General features: G+C 69.1%; 17 protein-coding genes. 11 read left to right on the top strand and 6 right to left on the bottom strand.

What is annotated here, in order from left to right; all coding sequences use genetic code 11:
- The first annotated feature begins 15 nt into the window (after nt 1-15).
- The 6 genes from ACTWPP_RS21880 (at nt 16) to ACTWPP_RS21855 (ending at nt 6258) form a co-directional block, all read left to right on the top strand.
- Complete coding sequence (locus tag ACTWPP_RS21880; RefSeq protein WP_443106184.1) at nt 16-801, top strand: alpha/beta fold hydrolase; 786 nt, start codon at nt 16-18, stop codon at nt 799-801.
- A complete protein-coding gene (locus ACTWPP_RS21875) occupies nt 798-1265 on the top strand; it encodes a GlcG/HbpS family heme-binding protein (protein ID WP_443106183.1) in 468 nt (155 codons plus the stop codon). Before ACTWPP_RS21880 ends, ACTWPP_RS21875 begins: the two co-directional genes overlap by 4 nt.
- Nucleotides 1258-2307, top strand: a complete 1050-nt coding sequence (locus tag ACTWPP_RS21870; RefSeq protein ID WP_443106182.1) for a hypothetical protein — start codon at nt 1258-1260, stop codon at nt 2305-2307. The genes ACTWPP_RS21875 and ACTWPP_RS21870 overlap by 8 nt, the downstream gene beginning before the upstream one ends.
- A gap of 977 nt (nt 2308-3284) precedes the next feature.
- On the top strand, nt 3285-4931 hold the full coding sequence (locus tag ACTWPP_RS21865) for a DUF222 domain-containing protein (protein WP_443106338.1): 1647 nt from the start codon (nt 3285-3287) through the stop codon (nt 4929-4931).
- A 506-nt stretch (nt 4932-5437) separates the two neighbouring features.
- Nucleotides 5438-6070, top strand: a complete 633-nt coding sequence (locus ACTWPP_RS21860; protein ID WP_443106181.1) for a DUF5753 domain-containing protein — start codon at nt 5438-5440, stop codon at nt 6068-6070.
- Nucleotides 6067-6258 (top strand): DUF397 domain-containing protein, encoded by a 192-nt coding sequence (locus ACTWPP_RS21855; RefSeq protein WP_443106180.1) that lies wholly within the window; start codon nt 6067-6069, stop codon nt 6256-6258. Before ACTWPP_RS21860 ends, ACTWPP_RS21855 begins: the two co-directional genes overlap by 4 nt.
- A gap of 64 nt (nt 6259-6322) precedes the next feature.
- On the opposite strand, the gene ACTWPP_RS21850 is transcribed toward ACTWPP_RS21855, so the two are convergent.
- Nucleotides 6323-7336 carry a zinc-binding dehydrogenase gene (locus ACTWPP_RS21850; protein ID WP_443106179.1) on the bottom strand — a complete coding sequence of 338 codons (1014 nt, stop codon included), beginning with the start codon at nt 7334-7336 and terminating at the stop codon, nt 6323-6325.
- Between the two features lie 47 nt (nt 7337-7383).
- Nucleotides 7384-7749, bottom strand: coding sequence for a MerR family transcriptional regulator (locus ACTWPP_RS21845; RefSeq protein WP_443106178.1), 366 nt, complete (start codon nt 7747-7749; stop codon nt 7384-7386).
- A gap of 264 nt (nt 7750-8013) precedes the next feature.
- Between ACTWPP_RS21845 and ACTWPP_RS21840 the strand changes: the two genes are divergently transcribed.
- The gene (locus tag ACTWPP_RS21840) at nt 8014-8367 is read left to right on the top strand and encodes a hypothetical protein (RefSeq protein ID WP_443106177.1); all 354 of its coding nucleotides are present in this window, start codon (nt 8014-8016) and stop codon (nt 8365-8367) included.
- 62 nt (nt 8368-8429) lie between these two features.
- Nucleotides 8430-8915, top strand: a complete 486-nt coding sequence (locus ACTWPP_RS21835; RefSeq protein WP_443106176.1) for an HAD domain-containing protein — start codon at nt 8430-8432, stop codon at nt 8913-8915.
- A gap of 10 nt (nt 8916-8925) precedes the next feature.
- Here the strand turns inward: ACTWPP_RS21835 and ACTWPP_RS21830 are convergent, their stop codons facing one another.
- Genes ACTWPP_RS21830 through ACTWPP_RS21815 form a run of 4 tightly spaced genes read right to left on the bottom strand, consistent with a single transcriptional unit; the run spans nt 8926 to nt 13274 of the window.
- The gene (locus tag ACTWPP_RS21830) at nt 8926-9954 is read right to left on the bottom strand and encodes an oligopeptide/dipeptide ABC transporter ATP-binding protein (RefSeq protein WP_443106175.1); all 1029 of its coding nucleotides are present in this window, start codon (nt 9952-9954) and stop codon (nt 8926-8928) included.
- Nucleotides 9941-11875, bottom strand: coding sequence for a dipeptide/oligopeptide/nickel ABC transporter permease/ATP-binding protein (locus ACTWPP_RS21825; protein ID WP_443106174.1), 1935 nt, complete (start codon nt 11873-11875; stop codon nt 9941-9943). Before ACTWPP_RS21825 ends, ACTWPP_RS21830 begins: the two co-directional genes overlap by 14 nt.
- Nucleotides 11872-12813 carry an ABC transporter permease gene (locus ACTWPP_RS21820; protein ID WP_443106173.1) on the bottom strand — a complete coding sequence of 314 codons (942 nt, stop codon included), beginning with the start codon at nt 12811-12813 and terminating at the stop codon, nt 11872-11874. The genes ACTWPP_RS21825 and ACTWPP_RS21820 overlap by 4 nt, the downstream gene beginning before the upstream one ends.
- A 59-nt stretch (nt 12814-12872) precedes the next feature.
- Nucleotides 12873-13274, bottom strand: coding sequence for a hypothetical protein (locus ACTWPP_RS21815; RefSeq protein ID WP_443106172.1), 402 nt, complete (start codon nt 13272-13274; stop codon nt 12873-12875).
- Between ACTWPP_RS21815 and ACTWPP_RS21810 the strand changes: the two genes are divergently transcribed.
- From ACTWPP_RS21810 to ACTWPP_RS21800, 3 genes are all read left to right on the top strand, one after another.
- The gene (locus ACTWPP_RS21810; protein ID WP_443106171.1) at nt 13273-14604 is read left to right on the top strand and encodes an aldehyde dehydrogenase family protein; all 1332 of its coding nucleotides are present in this window, start codon (nt 13273-13275) and stop codon (nt 14602-14604) included. The two genes, ACTWPP_RS21815 and ACTWPP_RS21810, sit on opposite strands and share 2 nt — an antisense overlap.
- Nucleotides 14605-14661: 57 nt before the next feature.
- Nucleotides 14662-15867 carry an L-2-hydroxyglutarate oxidase gene (gene lhgO, locus ACTWPP_RS21805; protein ID WP_443106170.1) on the top strand — a complete coding sequence of 402 codons (1206 nt, stop codon included), beginning with the start codon at nt 14662-14664 and terminating at the stop codon, nt 15865-15867.
- 131 nt (nt 15868-15998) lie between these two features.
- On the top strand, nt 15999-16859 hold the full coding sequence (locus ACTWPP_RS21800; protein ID WP_443106169.1) for an amidohydrolase family protein: 861 nt from the start codon (nt 15999-16001) through the stop codon (nt 16857-16859).
- Nucleotides 16860-16861: the final 2 nt, after the last annotated feature.

Genomic DNA, 16861 nt, shown 5'->3' with positions numbered 1-16861 from the left:
TCAAGGAGAACCGAGATGAGCGTCGTGTCGTCCGGCGGCACCACCATCTACTACGAGCGCCACGGGTCCGGCCCGGCGGTGCTGCTCGTGCACGGCTCGGGCGGCCACCACGCGGCATGGTGGCAGCAGGTCGCGCCCCTGCGCGAGAGGTTCACGGTCGTGACCGTCGACCTGCGCGGCTTCGGCAAGTCGGACTCCACGATGCCGGAGTTCGACAGCCGGGACTTCCCCGGCGACATCGTCGCCGTCCTCGACCGGGAACACCTGACGGACGTGCTGCTGGTCGGCCAGTCCATCGGCGCCGTCGCCGCGCTGCGGGCCGGACTGGCCCGCCCCGACCGCGTCGGCGGCGTCGTCCTGGCGCACTCGCTCGGCGGCATCTCGCACCCCGAGCTGTCCAGGCTCGTCGCCGGGGACCGCGCCGAGGCGGTGAAGCTTCCCGTCATCGACCGGCTGCTGAGCAAGGGGTTCCAGGAGAACGAGAAGGCCCGCACGTTCCTGTTCCAGCAGATGGGCACCTTCAACGTCGCCAAGATGGCCGACCTGCGCAACCTGTCGGTGAACGGCCCCTCGATCGACGAGGTGATCGCCTCGGGCCTCGACGTGACGTTCCTGGCCGGGGAGGACGACGCCGTGCTGCGTCCCGCCACCGTCAGGCGGGCCCACGAGCTGGTCAAGGGGTCCCGGCTGGAGCTCGTCCCCGGCGCTCCCCACTCCATGTACTGGGAGCGGCCCGACCTGTTCAACGCGGCCATCGTCCGCGTCCGTGAAGCACTTTCGGAGGGAAAGACGTCGGCATGAAACTCACCCTGGCGGAGGCGGAGGAGATCATCGCGGCCTCCCTCGAGAAGAGCGAGGCCCTCGGCAAGGCGCTGAGCATCGCGATCGTGGACGCCGGCGGCTTCCCCGTGCTGATCAAGCGTTCGGACGGCGCCCGCCCGCTCACCCCCAGCATCGCCATGAGCAAGGCCTACACCGCTGCGGTGATGGAACGGCCCAGCAACATGCTGAAGAACTGGGCCGAGAGCAACCCGGGTTTCTTCGCCCAGCTCTCCACGATGGGGACCCACCCCATCGTCGCGACGGACGGCGGCGTCACCATCAAGCGCGGCGGGGAGATCCTCGGCGGCCTCGGCGTCTCCGGCGGCACCCCCGCCGAGGACCAGAAGGTCTGCGACGACGTGCTCGCCGCGCTGGGCTACGAGCTGGAGTTCCCCGCATGGGGCTCCGGCGCCCCCAGGAAGCAGGAGAGCGGCAATGGCTGACACTTACAAATTCCGCATCGACCATCACGGCAGCCTGATCCGTCCGGCGGAGGTGCTGAACGCGCGCGCCCGGCACGCCGCCGGGGAACTCGACGACGCCGGGCTGCGCGCCGTCGAGGACGAGGCGATCAGCGAGTCCGCCCGGCAGCAGCGCAAGCTGCGCATGTCCGTCGTCACCGACGGCGAGTTCCGGCGCGAGGACTTCCGCGGTGCCGTTCTCGACACCGTCGGCGGGTTCCGCCGGACCGGCGGCACCGACAAGTACGGCCGGGCCCAGTGGGTGGCCGACGGTGAGGTCAAGGCCGGAGGCCCGCTCATCGCGGACGGCTACGACGGAGTCAAGGCGATGGCCGGGACCGCGGCCCCCAAGGCCGGCCTGCCCTCCCCGGCGTTCCTGGCAGCCACCTGCTTCGACCGCGAGATCTCCGGCGCGGCCTACAAGAGCCCGGTGGAACTCGGCGAGGCCCTCGCCCGGATCATCCGCGACGAGATCGAACTGCTCATCTCCCGCGGCATCCGCCTCGTCCAGCTGAACAACTTCCGCTACGCGTCGTACCTGTTCTCCCGGGGCGGGCAGCCGCTGACCCTCGACGAGGCGATCGCCGTCGACTCCATCGCGGTCGACCTGACCGCCAAGCCCGAGGACGTCCGCATCGGCCTATGCCCGACCCACCAGGTCACCGGGACCGTGGACCGGGACGCGGCCACGCGACTGTTCGCCGGTCTGCCCGTCGACCGCTGGGTCCTGCCCTACGACAAGGGCGCCGAGGGCGAGGCGGACCTGCTGCGCGCCGTCCCCGCCGACCGCGACGCCGCCCTCGGCATCGTCGACCCGGCGACCGCCGAACTGGAGGACGTCGAGACGATCATGCAGCGGATGGACGCCGCGGCGGAGCTGAAGGACATCGAGAACATCGCCGTCAGCCCGAGCGCCGGATTCGCCGACACCGCGGGCCGCGCCGCCATCAGCGCCGACGACCAGCGCCGCAAGCTCATCCATGTGGAGACCATCGCCCGCATGTGCTGGGGCAACGAACTCTAGGTCAGGCATCCCGGCCCCTCCGCCGAGTACGCGAGGGGCCGGTTTCTGCCGAGCGCGCAATAACGGTGGTTTTGGATGCGGCCGTGCTCGCCCGTGAAAGGCTGTGCCTGGCCTGATTCCTGCGGGACCTCTTTCTGGTGAGCGCGATTTCCGGTATGCGCGTTCGGTATGCGCGTTTCGGTGTGGGCCTTTCGATGTGCGCGTTTCGGGGTGCACATTTAGGTATGGCCGTTTGGATGCGGGCGTTTCGGTGTGTCCGTTTCTGGTGTGAGCACGCGTCCGGTGTGTGTGCCCTCCCGGTGTGCGCGCTTCCGGGGTACGCGGATGGCTCCCCCGGTTTGGGTCTGCTGCGCTGCTTCATGATGTGCGCGTGCCTGGGGTCCCTTTTTTCTCGGTTTAGTGTGGTTGCTGCAGGTGGGTGGCTGAGGTGGCCTTCCGAAGGCGAGTGCGCTCGTTTCTCTTTGTTGCCGGTTACTGTCACGTTGGTTGTTGTAGTCGGTTCGGGAGGGGTGTTCTTCTGCGGGTTGGTGCGGGGTTCCGTCGAGGCGCCGCGCTCCGCGCGGCAGAAGCAGTCGGCGACGGCGAGTGGGTGGCCGGGGTCGCTGGTGATCGCGCGCGAAGCGCGCGTCTTATGGCCGCAACCCCGCGCGCGTCCGTAACCTGAGCACACATCCCCAACCCGACCGCCGCAACCAACGTGACTTCAGCCTGGTGACTGCCCGCAGTATGTGCACTTTCCCGCAGGGGCCACCTCAGCCGCCCACTTACGGCAACCACCCCAGCCCCGATAAAGCCGCGCTCAGCCACCGCAAACCGTTGGACGACCACCAGCCGGAAGGAGCGTCCTTTCTCGCGGCGTGGACCGAAGAAATGCGGTGACATTAATGTGGCGTGTCCGGATTGTCCGCCGCCATTGTCGTGATCTTCCTTTAGAATGAGGTAGCGAGTTTGGTGTTGGGAGGTGAACCCCCGTGTCCATGCCCCTCGAAGTCGTCGAAGGTCCCGAAATCGTCGGTGGCGCGCGTGAATGGGAAGACCGGGAGTGGTTCCCGCCCGGCCCGCAACTGGCCATCTGCCTATCCGGCGGGAAACAGCGCCTCGCTGATTTGACCGATGACGAACTGCTGCAGGTCGCGGCCGCCGCCCGGCGGCAGACCTCCTGGGCCCAAGCCCGCGAACTGGCCGCGATCGCCGAACTCACCCAGCGCCGCACCGCCGCCGAAGCCGACGGCGACCCCGACTACCGGATACTTTCCGCGCACGAGTCGGTCACCGAAGAAGTCGCCGCCGCGTTGACGGTCACCGGCAACGCCGCCGCGACCCTGGTCCACCTCGCCGAACAGATGACCGGCCCGCTTGCCGAGACCGGCGCGGCGCTGGAGGCCGGTCGAATCGACATGGCGAAAGCCCGCGTCATCTGCGATACCACCGACTCTCTGCCCGACCAGGTCACCGAACGCGTCCAGGCCGCCGCGCTCGAGAAGGCGTCCACCCAGACCACTGGGCAACTGCGCCGCCGCATCAAGCGGATCGTGCAGCGCCTCGCCCCCGAAGCGGTCGAGGAGCGCAGGCGGGAGGCCGTACGGCAGCGGCGGCTGGAGTTGTGGGAGACCGCGTCGGGCACCGCCGATCTGGCGCTGTGCGACCTGGCCCCCGAGGACGCCCACGGCATCTTCAACAAGATCACCGCCGCCGCGCACGGCCTGAGAAATGGCGGCGACACCCGGCCTCTCCACCTCATCCGCGCCGACCTGGCCAAACACCTCCTGAACGGCGCCCCGCTCCCCGCCGCCACCCATGCCCTCCTCACCCATGCCGCCCAACCCGAAGACAGCACCGCGGCCCTCGAAAGCACGGCGGGCGGACCGGTGGCCGGCAATGAGGTCGCGCACCGTCCGGCCGCGATGATCGACGAGCGGGCAACCCACCAGCGCGGCCATGCACCCGCCACTGAGTTCCCGGTCGCCGTCCGCAACCTGCCGGACCAGGCTGCAGGCCGCACAACGAGTGACGGACACAAGGCGACCGATGGCGGCAGGGCGGCCGAGACCACCACAAGCAGCGGAACGGCCGGGCACGACAGGTTGGACGAGACGTCCCTCGCCCACACGTCCGATCCGCTGACCAGCACTGTCGGCAACGACGCCCAGGACGCGGGCACGGCGGACTCGGTCATGCCGGGACTGGCGGCAATGGTCAACCGGCGGCTCACCCACCTACGCGATCGCACTCCCACCGCTGAACTGCCCACCGCGATCGACCGGGCGATGCGGCAGATCACCGACCGGCTCGTCCCACAACGCGACGCGCTCTGCCAGGGAGACGGCGCGCGGCACGGGCGGCCCGGCTACCGGCCACCCGCCGGCCTTCGGCGGGAGATCGAAGAGCGGCACGCCACCTGCGTGTTCCCCACCTGCAACCAAGCCTCACACCGCTGCGATTTGGACCACACGGTGCCCTGGCGGCCGGGAATCACCTGCCGCTGCAATCTGGCCCCACTCTGTAGGCGCCACCATCGACTCAAACAGACCCCGGGCTGGAAACTCCACCACATCTGGCCTGGACTTCTGGTGTGGACCACCCCGGCCGGGGCCTGGTACATCATCCGCCCCGACCGCCAGTAAGGGCCATCCCGCCGCGCCCACCGGGCCCGACGTATCTCGCAGGTGTGCCGCGCTGGGGTGGCTGCTCTAGCGGTACGCCCCGGTGACCGCCGGCGCATCCGTCCACGTCCGCCACCCCTCAGTCCACACACTGCCGCGCCTCCGAACCGATCAGCGCGTGACCCGCCTCAGTCCCCTTTGCAGGACCCAAGACCACCACTTGCGCCGAGTCCCCACCCAGAGCTCATCATCCAGCGGCTCCGTCAGCAGGTCATGAACCGAGTCGGCCGCAGCCGTCAACGCCTCAGCGCGGCCCGCAAGCATCGCCGCTTCCCGCAACTTGCCTTGCGCAGCGGCCTCTAGCGCACGTTGTTCCTGCTCGGCGGCCTGCACAAGCCACCCATCCGCCTCCGACACGGTCAGCGCCAAAGCCGCCCACAGCCGGAACGCACCTCGCTGACTCACCTGACAGCCTTCCGCGCTCGGTCTCTCTCCCGACTCACCGTGACGCCCCTGGTCACAGAGATATGCGCGCCCAAATCCACTTCCCGCGCGGTTCGGTCTTGCGCACCCGGCACTCGGACGACAGCGCCTCGACGATCGGAAGCCCCCGGCCGCCCGTACCCCACCTGGAGCACGAGGCCAAGGCGTCTCACCCGAAGATCTGGGAACTCGGCTGGATTCCCGGCCTGTTCCAGACGGACGGCTACGCCCGAGCGATGTTCGAGGCGTCCGGCGTTGAGGACGTTGAGGAAGGCGTGGCGGCACGCATCAGCCGCCAGACGTGTCTGGACCGCAAGCCAAGGCCCCGGATTTGGGTGATCCTGGATCAAGGCGTGCTCGATCAACCCGTCGGTGGACCGGCGATCATGAGGGAACAACTCGCCCACCTGATTGAGCTAGCCAGCCAGTCCAACATCACCGTGCGAATCGTTCCAAGGGAGGTGGGTGCCCATGTCGGTCGAGACGGCTCGTTCAAGATCATGACCGTGGACGGCGCCGACGTGGTCTACACAGTCGCGCAGGGCTGCGGGCGGCTGGTCCAGGATGCGGCTGAGATATCCTCATATCGGGTCTGGTACGACCTCATTGGGGACGTAGCTCTACCCAAAGACGCATCATTGCGCCTGCTCATAGACACCATGGAGCGGTATTCATGACTATCTGGAGGAAGTCCAGCCGTAGCGGTAGTGCCACGACTCAGTCCGACTGCGTCGAGGTTGCGCAGTTCAACGGAGCCGTTGGTCTGCGGGACAGCAAGGCTCCGGAGTCTGGTCACCTCACTCTGTCGCCCGCCGACTTCGCCGAGTTGATCGCTCGTGTGAAGCTTCGCGACTTGGACCTCTAACCGTACGAGGCCAGGACGTTGGTTACGCCTGCGAGTGGTCGCCATGCGTGAGTCGCTGGCGTTTTTAGCGCCAGGGGTCGAGGGCGTGCTTGCCGCGGGTCTGGCCCGCTTCGAGTTGCTGCAGCACCGCCGGGCCCTCGGCTAGGGGGTGAACCTGGGGGGTGCCAGGCGGGTACACGCCTTGGGCGAGGAGTGCCTCGATCTCGACGAGCAACGATCGATAGAGGGACGGGACCGCGGCCGCCAGCGCGCCGATGTGCAGGCCCTTGACCTGGACCTGGTGGGTGAAGATCAGGTCGTGCGTGCTGAGGCCGGCGTCGCCGGAGGCGGCACCGAACACGACGACGCGTCCGGTGAAGGGTTTGGTGACCGCCAGGCTGGTCCCGAACGTGGCCTGTCCCACCGATTCCAGGACCAGGTCGACACCGCCGGTCAGGCGGGTGATCTCCTTGGCCAGATCGGGGCGTCGGCCGTCCAGGAGCTCGTCGGCGCCAAGCGCTTTGACGGTGTCGTGCTTGGCCGGTGACGCCGTCGCGATCACGCGCGCACCGTAGTGCTGAGCAAGGCGGACGGCGGCCTGCCCCACCCCTCCCGCCGCAGCATGGACGAGCACCACGTCACCCGTCTTGATCTCGCCCAGCGGCTTCAATGCCGCCAAGGCGGTGACCCAGTTCAGCACCAGGCCGAGAGCTTCGACGTCGCTCCAGCCGGAGGGCACGGGGAGAACACCCGCGGCAGGCATCGTCATGTACTGCGCGAAGGCGCCCGGGCCGGTGCCGAGGACGTGGGTGCCGAAGTGAAATGGGCTCTCGACATCCGGACCGACACCCGCTATCTCGCCGACAGCTTCGAAGCCCGCCACGTAGGGCGCCTGCGGGCCACCCCCGTAGGTCCCATGCGTCTGCATGACGTCCGCGAAGTTGACCCCTGCGGCGCCCACGCGGATCAGGTACTCGCCAGGCCCCGGGGTGGGGCGGAGCTGATCGGTCGTGAGGACCAGGTCCTTCGGGCCCCGATGTGACCGCTGGACCAGTGCTCGTACCGTCTGTTCAGCAGCGTGCTGCTCGTTGATCTCCATGCGCCGAACGTAGGAGTCTCACACTTACGTCAAGGTCAAGCGGCGGGTCACAGATCCGGGCAACGAGCTTCCCGCAGGTAAGCGTCGAGTGCCGCCTGTTGATCGCTGAGAACGGTGATACGCGCAGCGAGTCGATCGCGATAGCTCTGCACCTCATGCAGGAACTGGGAGCCCACCACATCCGCGCCGCCGTCAGGGTCGTCAGTGAGGCCGGGCAGAACTTTTCGGACCAACCTCACGGGCAGCCCGGACTCCAGCAGCGAGCGGATGACGACCACCCGGTCGATGGTGGACTGGCAGTAGTCGCGGAACCCATTGCTGCAACGACCGGGGACGATCAAGCCCTCATCCTCATAGTGCCGCAACGACCGCGCACTCACGCCGCTGACTTCGGAAGCCTCACTGATCTTCATGCCTGGAGGCAACGTCCAGGCCCGCCGCGAACTTCCAGCTCAGGCGTCAACAACCCCATGTCCCGCAACATCTGACCCTCGCTGGTCCCCTCACTGTGTCGCTCGCCGACTTCGCCTAGCTGATCGCCCGTGTGAAGCGGGACGAATCGGAACTCTGACCTTGGCGAAGTGGCTGGAACTCCCTCGGGGCTGCAGCTGCCATCGGATGTGCCCCGGGCAGCCTGTCCTACGATGCGGGCACGTCCTGCTTCGGAGAGGGAGGCCATGGGCTATCGGGAACGACGGGTCGAACTGATCGCCAAGCGGGCCGCACCGCACCTGGAGCCAGGCGAGCAGATCCAGACGGGATTCATCGCGCAGACCGGTTGGTGGATCTTCACCGCGCCGGTGGCGACGTTCGTTGCCACCGACCGCGCGATCCTGATCGTGGGACGCGACGGCGTACAGCGCATGCCCCGTGACTTCCGCTTCGGTGAGCCGAGCGGGCTGTACCACCAGATCGAACTCGACCGCACGTACAAGGTTCACCGGCAGTACTACCCGGAGCTCACAGCCGCCGACGAGGCACTGCGCGGAATGCGGGACCGCGGCAACTCGCCAGAGAGCGAGCAACGCTGAACCCGGCTCTCAACTCGGCGCAGCCGGCCGCCAAGGCCGCGATCACAGAGATCTACGATCGTGTGGAACGTCCGCTGTTGTTCCTCGACGTCGACGGGCCGCTCCTTCCCTTCGGTGAGGACCCGCAGCGCGAATCGAGGTACGTTGCACCAGACTCCCGTTTGGCGCAACTCAATCCCCAGATGGGGTTCCGGCTGGCGGCGCTGCCATGCACACCGGTCTGGGCTACCAGCTGGGAAGACGAGGCGAACACCGAGATAGCCCCCCGGATCGGGCTGCCGACGCTGCCGGTCGTGAAGTGGCCGGAGTCATCCGACGAGCATGACCGCGAGGACCGGTGGTTCGGGCTCTGCTGGAAGACCCGGACCCTGGTGAACTGGGCCGATGGACGCCCGTTCGCCTGGGTCGACGACGAGATCACCGACGCCGATCGGGACTGGGTGTCCGCCCACCACCGCGGCCGATTTCTCCTCCACCATGTCCGGCCGTTCCGCGGACTCACCGACGAGGACTTCGCAGCCCTCGACAAATGGCTACGGGCAGCGTGATGATCTTGTGTCAGTGTTTGGGGTCGGGTGGTGGGGCCTCGTCCTTTTCGTAGAGGTGGCAGGCGGTTCGGGTGCCGTCGGTGAGTTTCTGCAGGACGGGGGTTCTCGTGTGGCAGATGTCCATGACTCTCGCGCAGCGGTTGCGGAACGAGCAGCCCGTCTCGCCGCGCTCGATCGGCAGGGTTCCGTGGCGGTTCGGCTCGTAGTTCGTCCGGCGTGAGCGGCGCTGCTCGCGGCCGTCGGGGCGGGTGGACGGGCTGGCGGCCAGCAGGGCGCGGGTGTACGGGTGCTTCGGCGAGTCGAAGAGGGCGTGCACGGAGGCGAGTTCCACGAGCCGGCCGGCGTGCATGACGGCGATGCGCTGGGAGAGGTGACGGACGATGCGGAGGTCGTGGGCGATGAACAGGTAGCTCATCCCCGTCGATTCCTGGAGGTCGGCGAGGAGGTTGATGATCTGGCTCTGCGTCGACACGTCGAGGGCGCTCACCGCCTCGTCGCAGATGACCAGGCGTGGATCGAGGGCGAGGGCGCGGGCGATGGACACTCGTTGGCGTTGGCCTCCCGACAGTTCGGCGGGGTAGCGGCTCAGGTGGGCTCGGGACAGGCCGACCCGCTCGAACGCCTCGGCCGCGGCGGCGGTGCGTTCCGCGCGGTCGCCGAGGCCGTGGCGGCGCAGGGGGACCGTCACCGCCTGGGAGACGGCGTGGCGCGGGTTGAGTGAGGACATCGGGTCCTGGAACACCGCCTGGACGGCGCGCCGGTAGGTCAGCGGCGTCTGGCGGCCCAGCGCGGTCACGTCGAGCCCGTCGAAACGGATCGTGCCGCTCGTGACGTCGACAAGGCGCAGTAGGGCCCGCCCGACCGTGCTCTTGCCCGATCCGGATTCGCCGACGAGACCGAGCGTTTCGCCTGGGCGCAGGTCGAAGCTCACCGAGTCGACGGCCTTGACCAGCTGTCGGCGCAACTGCATCGCCCGGCCCGACTCGTAGCCCACCGTCAGTTCGCGGACGTCGAGGAGTCGCCCTTCAGTGCCTTTCACCGATCATCACCTCCAGGGTGAGGTCTTTCGCACGCAGGCAGCGCACGTCCCCGGTGATCGGGACGGGGTGCTTCATGCACTCCTCGCGGGAGAAGGCGCAGCGGTTCGCGAAATGGCAGCCGGACGGCCACTCACCCGCGAGCGGGACGCCGCCGGGGATCGTCGGCAGGCGATGCATCTCGGTCTCGGCGGAGGGGTCCGAGGCCAGGAGCGCGGCGGTGTAGGGGTGGCGTGGTCCGTCGAACAGCTCCCGCACGTCGCCCACCTCCACGATCTGGCCCGCGTACATGACGGCGGCCCGGTCACAGCTCTCGGCCACGACACCGAGATCGTGGGTGATCATGAGGATGGCCATGTCGAGTTCGTCCCGCAGGCCGAGCAGCAGGTCGAGCACCTGGCCTTGGGTCGTCACGTCGAGGGCCGACGTGGCCTCGTCGGCTATCAGGAGGCGGGGTTCGGCTGCAAGGGCCATGGCTATCGCGACTCGCTGGGCCATTCCGCCGGAGAACTGGTGCGGGTAGTCGTCGAGGCGGCGTTTCGGGTTCTCGACGCCGACGCGGTCGAGGAGTTCGGCGGCCCTTTCCCGGGCGGCCGACCGCGACATGTCGAAATGGACGCGCAGCGGCTCGCTGAGCTGCCGGCCGACCGTGTGGACGGGTGACAGGGCGGTCATCGGGTCCTGGAAGACGACGGAGATGCCGCGCCCGCGGACGGTGCGCAGTTCCCGTTCGGGAAGCCCGGCGATGTTCCGGCCGTCGAGCAGGACCGAACCGGACGAGAGTCGTGTGGCGGGCGGCAGGAGGTTGAGCACCGAGCGGGCGAGCATCGACTTTCCCGAACCGGACTCGCCGACCAGGCCGACCACTTCTGCGCGGCGGATCGAGAGCCAGACGTCCTGTACCAGGGGGATGGGTTCGCCCGAGGTCCCGTCCAGGTCGACGGTCACGCCCTGGACGTCCAGGACCGCACCGGTTCCGGCCGGTGCCTTCACCGCGACGTCCTTGGCCACGGCCGGGCGCCGCTCGGTCCGGCGGCGGGCGGCGGGCTTGCGGCGGGTGCCCGCCAGCACGTCGTTGACGCCGTCGCTGAGGACGTTGAACGCGAACACGGTCACGATGATCGCCAGTCCCGGCGGGAAGGCCAGGAAGGGCTGCCGGGCCTGCTCGTCCGCGGCGACGCTGAGCATCCCGCCCCAGCTCGGCACGCCCGTCTCGAGTCCGAGGCCGAGGAAGCTCAGCGCCGACTCCACCACGGCAGCCGCGCCCATGAACATGGCGGCCTGCACGATCAGCGGCCCGGCGAGGTTCGGCAGCACCTGCCGGAACATGATCTCGGGGGTGCGCAGGCCCGCGACACGGGCGGCGTCGAGGTACACCTTCTCCCGTTCGGCGAGCGTCACGGCGCGCGTCGTCCGCGCGAAGGTCATGCAGAACATCAGCCCGATCGCCAGCATGAGCGTGCCGAGGCCGCGGCCGAGGATCGCGATGACGGCGAAGCCGAGCAGGATGCCCGGCAGCGCTTCGGAGACGTCGATCGCCCGGGAACCGAGCCGGTCCCACCAGCCGCCGAAGTAGCCGAGCAGCAGTCCCAGGGGCACGCCGATCGCCATCGCGATGCCGACCGAGCCGAACGCCACCAGCAGCGAGACCCTGGCGCCGTACAGCAGCCGGCTGAGCGTGTCGCGTCCGAGTTCGTCGGTGCCGAGCAGGTGGTCCGCCGAGGGGCCCCGGAGAATCTCGGCGTAGTTCTGCTCCAGGGGGCTGTGCGGGGCGATGAGCGGGGCGGCGGCCGCCAGCGCGATCAGCACCAGCAGGAACGCCGCGGTCCCCAGCGTCACGGGACGGCGCGCGATGCGCCGCAGCATCCCGGGGGAGGACGGGGCGGGCGCGGTCTTGGCTCCCGCCTTCAGGGGATCGCTCATTGCGGACGCACCTTTGGATCGAGGAGGCCGTAGCCCACGTCGATGAGCAGGTTCAGCATGATGACGAGGCAGGCGATCAGCAGGACACCGCCCTGGATGACGGGGAAGTCCTTGCCGACCACGCTCGTCAGGAGGAGGTTGCCGACCCCGGGGAACGCGAAGACCGCCTCCACGACGAAGCTGCTGCCGAGCAGGATGCGGAAACTGAACCCTGCCGTCGCCAGCACCGGGACCATCGTGTTCTTGAGCGCGTAGCGCAGGATGATGCGCCTGCGCGGTACGCCCGCGGCGGTCAGGGTGTCGATGTAGGGGGAGGCGAGCGCCTGAACCATCGCGGTGCGCGTCTGGCGGGCGATCATCGCGGCGGTGCCGATGCCGAGCGCGACCGAGGGCAGGATCAGCCCCCGCAGCCATGCCGACGGGTCCTCGGTGAAGGGCGTGTAGGCGACCACGGGCACCCACCCCAGTTCGATGGCGAACAGGAGCGAGAGGACCATGCCGAACCAGAACTCCGGGATGGCCAGCCCGACGGACGTCGCCGCCCCGATGATCCGGTCGGGAAGACCGGACCGCACACCGGCGAGCACACCGAGGCCGATTCCGATCACCAGGGAGACGACCATCCCCCCGAAGGTCAGCGAGAGTGTGGCGGGCATGCGCTCCAGGATCAGGTCCGTGACCGGCAGCGACAGCGCGTAGGAGATGCCGAGGTCGCCACCGAGGAGGTTCCAGAACCATTCGGTCAGACGTTCGAGGGCCGGCCGGTCGAGGCCGAGTTGCGCCTCCACCTCCCGGATCCGCTCCGGTGTCGCGCCGGCGCCGAGGATGGCCGCCGCCGGGCTGCCCGGAATGAGGTAGGTCAGCGAGAAGACCAGGAGCGACACGGCCACCAGTTGCGGCACGGCGAGGACGAGGCGGTACGCGATGAGCTTCCTCATCGGCGATCCCGCCCCGCCGCCCGTCGCGTGATCATCGCTCGTCGCGTGATCACCACTGGCTACTCACCCTTCGGCCGGAGGTTCTTGTAGTCGACCATGTGCGCCTCCCAGGGCTGCGAGGGCGCCTTGACTCCGTCCACGCGCTTGGACTGCCATGCGATCAGCTCGTCGCCCGCGACGTGGCCGCAGGTCAGCGCCTCGTCGTAGACGATGCGCGTGACCTCTCCCCAGAGCTTGCCGGCCTCGGAGGAGGTGCCCGCCTTGATGGCGGCGTCGGCCGCGCTCTTGAGCTCCTCGCTCTCGGCGCCCGACGGGTTGCCGGGCGCGTCGGCGGCGAACCACGCCTTGTACCAGTCGTAGGCGGTGAGCTCGTCGTTGCTGCCGAGCCCGAGCGCGTACTTGCCGCTGTTCCACGTCGAGAAGAACTGCGGAGGCGGCGCGACCTGCACCTTGATCTCCATGCCGATCTGGGGCGTGTACGACGCTGCGGAGTCGGGTTTCGGCGTCTGGCGCAGGACCTCGCCCTTCGACCGCGCCCGCGTGCTGACCGACTCGGCCGTCCTGCTGCGGGAGCGGGCCGCGGAGATCGCCGCCGCGGTCGTCACCGAGAACGGCAAGACGCTCGCCGAGGCCGGCGGCGAGGTGCGGAAGGCCGCCGACTTCCTGGAGTACTACGCCTCCAGCGCCCGCGGCGGCTACGGGGACCTGCTGCACGACGCCCGCCCCCAGACCCGCGCCGCGTTCCAGCGGGAGCCGGTCGGGATCGTCCTCGCGATCACGCCGTGGAACGATCCGTTGCTGACCCCGGCGCGCAAGCTCGCCCCCGCCCTCGCGGCCGGAAACGCGGCGGTGCTGAAGCCCGCGACGGAGACGCCGGGATCGGCGCTGCACTTCGCGCGGGCCCTGCACGACGCAGGCCTCCCCGCCGGGGTGCTGAACGTCGTCACCGGGCGGACGTCGGAGATCTCCGGCGCGCTGCTGGACGACCCGCGGATCGCCGCGGTCACCTTCACCGGCGGCAACGAGGTCGGTGAGCGGCTGCGGGTGCGGTTCGCCGCGCGCAACGTCCGGTTCCAGGCGGAGATGGGCGGCAAGAACGCCTCGGTCGTCCTCGCGGACGCCGACCTGGAGGCCGCGGCCGCGGGCGTCGTCGCCGCCTCGTTCGGGCAGGCCGGGCAGCGCTGCACCGCCACCAGCCGGGTGCTGGTCGAACGCGCGGCCTACGCGCGGTTCGTCGAGATCCTGCGGGTGCGGGTCGCCGAACTGCGGCTCGGCCCCGGCACGTCCCCCGGGACGGTGGTCGGCCCGCTCGTCAGCCCGTCCCACCGCGACGGCGTCCTCGACGACATCGCCCGCGCCGTCAAGCAGGGGGCGCGCGTCGAGGCGGGCGGGGACGCGCCGGACTCCGGCGAACTCGCCCACGGCTGCTACGTCAGCCCGACGGTCCTGGCGGACGTCACGCCGGACATGGACATCTGGCGGCACGAGGTGTTCGGCCCCGTGCTCGCGCTGCGCCCGGTCGACGGCCTGGACGAGGCGATCGAGGCGGTCAACGACTCCGACTTCGGTCTCGCCGCCGCCGTGTTCACCCGGAACCTGAACGCCGCCTACCGGTTCATCGACGAGGTCGACTGCGGCCAGGTCGCGGTCAACACCACGACCTCCGGCTGGGACGTCCACCACCCCTTCGGCGGGTTCCGCGACTCCGGCTCGCCGTTCAAGGAGCAGGGGTCCGAGGCGCTGCGCTTCTACACCCGCGTCAAGACGTACGCGATCAACTTCGGGGTATGAACGCCCGGTCCGGCGCGGGGCATTTCGCAGGGGCACGACGAATGAACGGAAACGTGTATGGCTGACGAGGTCACCGGCATTGTCGGGGCGGGCATCATCGGGCTCGCGATCGGCCGGGAGATCACCCGGCGGCGTCCGGGGACACGGGTCGTCGTGCTGGAGAAGGAAGACCGCGTCGCCGTTCACCAGACGGGGCACAATTCCGGTGTCGTGCACGCGGGCATCTATTACAAGCCCGGCAGCCTCAAGGCGGAACTGTGCACGCGCGGCAAGTCGATGCTGCAGGAATACTGCGCCGAACGGGGGATTCCCTACGACGAGTGCGGCAAGCTCGTCGTCGCCGTCGACGAGGACGACGTGGCCCGCCTCGACGACCTGGAGGCCCGCGCCGACGTGAACGCCGTCCCCGGCATGCGGCGGCTGGACGCGGCGGGCATCCGCGAGATCGAGCCGTACGCCACCGGCCTGGCGGCGCTGCACTCCCCGCACACCGCCATCACCGACTACACGCGGATCGCCCGGTCGTTCGCCGACGACATCATCGGCGCGGGCGGCGAGGTGCGGCTCTCCTTCCCCGTCACCGGCATCGACACCGCCGGGGACGGGCTGGAGGTCGCCTCCGGCGAGGACACCGTGCGGGTCGACAACCTGATCATCTGCGCGGGCATCCACACCGACGTCGTCGCCGGCCTCGCGGGCGACGGCCCCGGGCCGCGGATCATCCCGTTCCGGGGCGAGTACATGACCATCACCCCGGCGAAGACGCACATGGTCCGCGGCCTCATCTACCCGGTCCCCGATCCGCGCTACCCCTTCCTCGGCGTGCACTTCACCCGGCGCGTGTCCGGCGACGTCGAGGTCGGGCCCAACGCCGTCCTCGCCCTGGCCCGCGAGGGGTACCGCCGCTCGGACGTGTCGCTGCGGGACCTGCGCGGCATCGCCGGCTGGCGCGGCTCCTGGCGCATGGCGCGGCGGCACTGGCGCACCGGCGTCCGGGAGATGCACGGGTCCCTGTCCAAGCGCGCCTACATGAAGGCGGCACGGCGGTACGTGCCGGACATCGCCGCCGGCGACGTCGTCCGGGCCGGGGCGGGGGTGCGCGCCCAGGCCCTCGACCGCGACGGCGGACTCGTGGACGACTTCCGCGTCCACCGGCTCGGCCGGGTCACCGCCGTCCGCAACGCACCGTCACCGGCGGCGACCTCGTCCATGGCCATCGCCGAGTACATCATCGACGTCATCGAAGGAAAGAAAAAAGCCTGACGACCGCCGCGATTCATGCAACAAGCGATTGCGCGGCACGGACTCCACAAAACCGGACCACCGCCTTACCGTAAGAATTGCATTCCAGGCAAAATGCCTCAATAAATGCCCCAATGGAAACGGAGCATGCCATGTTCGTCGTCGATTCACAGGTCCACATCTGGAAGGAAGAGACGCCCGACCGGCCGTGGGTTCCCGGAGCCCGCGAGCGGATCCGGCTCAACGGCCACCGCGAGGACCCCTTCAGCCACGAGGAGTGCCTCGCCCTCATGGACGAGGCCGGCGTCAACCGCGCGCTCATCCTCCCCCCGTCCTGGGAGGGCAACCGGATCGACTACTCCCTGGAGGCCTGCGAGGCCCACCCCGAGCGCTTCGGGATCATGGCCCGCATCCCCCAGGACGACCCGGTCGAGGGCACGGCGATGCTGAAGGACTTCGCCCAGAACCCCTACATCAAGGGCACCCGCCTGACCTTCCACCGGCCCCAGGACCGCAACTGGATGATCGACGGCACCAACGACTGGTACTGGCCGGTCGCCGAGGAGCTGGGCATCCCCACCATGGTGCACGCGCCGATCTGGAAGGCCGAGCTCGGCACCATCGCCGCGAAGCACCCCGGCCTGAAGATCATCATCGACCACATGGGCATCATGGCCCGCTGCGTGGACGACGCGATCGGCTACTGGGTGCAGGAGACGGCGGACCTGCACGAGCACCCCAACATCTACGTCAAGGTGTCCGCCCTGCCGGGCTACTCGACCCAGCCGTTCCCGAACCTCAACATCGAGAAGTACGTGCGGGAGATGGTCGACAAGATGGGCTCCCGGCGCTGCTTCTGGGGCACCGACATCACCCGCCTCCTCGGCCACGGCCTCACCTACACCGACACGATCGAGCAGTTCACCAAGCACTTCGACTTCACCGCCGAGGAGCTGGAGTGGATCATGGGCAGGGGCATCTGCGAGGTCCTCGACTGGCCGATCGAAGGCTGAGA

The sequence above is a fragment of the Actinomadura sp. 3N407 genome (genome assembly GCF_052245875.1).
Classification (GTDB): Bacteria; Actinomycetota; Actinomycetes; order Streptosporangiales; family Streptosporangiaceae; genus Spirillospora.
The sequence above is the reverse complement of the archived record's forward strand: the minus strand, read 5'-3'. Positions and strand labels throughout refer to the sequence as shown.